Origin of the sequence: Vibrio sp. Vb1337 (assembly GCF_033338715.1) — a bacterium.
Lineage (GTDB): Bacteria > Pseudomonadota > Gammaproteobacteria > Enterobacterales > Vibrionaceae > Vibrio > Vibrio alginolyticus.
This window is the reverse complement of record NZ_JAWOTD010000197.1, coordinates 1-1,153: the sequence shown is the minus strand read 5'-3', so window position 1 is coordinate 1,153 and position 1,153 is coordinate 1. Positions and strand designations below refer to the sequence as shown.

The following is a 1,153-nucleotide window of genomic DNA, read 5'->3' as shown; positions in this document are numbered from 1 at the left end:
CCGGTGTCGGCGGACTGTCAGTTTTCCAAGAAATTCACCAACTCCTTCCACACTTAGACTACTTCTATCTGTTCGATAACGAAGCTTATCCTTACGGCGAACTCGATCAGAATGTGCTTATCTCGCGCGTCAATCAGCTGGTTTCCGCATTGGTAGCAGAGCATCACATCGATATCGTCGTCATTGCGTGCAATACTGCCAGTACAATCGTGCTGCCGTCATTGCGTGACAACTTATCAGTGCCAGTTGTTGGCGTCGTGCCTGCCATCAAACCGGCCTCCTTACTAGCGACTCAGGGAGTAGGATTAATCGCAACGCCTGCGACCGTCACTCGTCAATACACTCATGAGCTGATCCGCGATTTTGCGCAAGGTAAGCCAGTTGAACTGCTAGGTTCGACGCGTTTGGTTGATATGGCAGAAGAAAAGCTACGTGGTGAAAGTGTTCCTTTGGATGAACTGAAAAGCATCTTATCGCCGCTATGCAATAAAGTAGACGTCGCTGTACTTGGTTGTACACACTTCCCATTAATCAAAAGCGAAATTCAGCAAGTGCTGGGTAGCAACGTCGTTTTGATTGATTCTGGGGAGGCGATAGCGCGCCGGGTTAAAGCATTACTGTCTTGTGGCGAGCTTGAAGAGAAAGAAGAAGGGATAAAACGAATCTTTGCCAGTGCACCTCCTTGGCAAGAAGATGCACTGAATATTTGTCTGGCGAAATTAGGATTTAATCCAGTTCAGATTTATCGCCATCTGGGTGTTTCGGATCGTTAGCAATACGAACTTTAAGTGTTCGCTCCATATATTCCCTTTCATTTAACTTCACGATAGCCGGTTCTGCGTCAGCAGCGGCCATAACGACAAAACCAAACCCTCTTCTTTTACCTGTGCGTTTATCTTTCATTAAGCGCACAGCAAATACCTGCCCATACTCTGCAAATAAATCACGAACGTGACTCTCATTTGCTTTATAAGGAAGGTTACCGACATACAGCGTTTTAGTTGAAGGATCAGATTCCGTTGGTTGAATAGATGGTGTTTGGCTAGAAAATGAAAATAGAAAAGCAGTAGCGGCAACACCGATAAGAAAGCTCAAAGCTGGTGGAATAGCGAATTGAGAGAATAGTACTCCCCCAATGACGGCCAGCCCGGCA

Annotated in this window: 2 protein-coding genes; one reads left to right on the top strand and one right to left on the bottom strand. The window is 46.3% G+C overall.

Translation table 11 applies throughout. The annotated features are described in order from the left end of the window. Positions 1 to 773: glutamate racemase (murI, locus tag R7E42_RS24990; RefSeq protein WP_318073234.1), on the top strand; the 773-nt coding region annotated here is incomplete at its 5' end. Here the strand turns inward: murI and R7E42_RS24985 are convergent. Further along, the gene (locus tag R7E42_RS24985; RefSeq protein ID WP_318073236.1) at positions 727 to 1,146 is read right to left on the bottom strand and encodes an RNA-binding protein; all 420 of its coding nucleotides are present in this window, start codon (positions 1,144 to 1,146) and stop codon (positions 727 to 729) included. The two genes, murI and R7E42_RS24985, sit on opposite strands and share 47 nt — an antisense overlap. Positions 1,147 to 1,153: the final 7 nt, after the last annotated feature.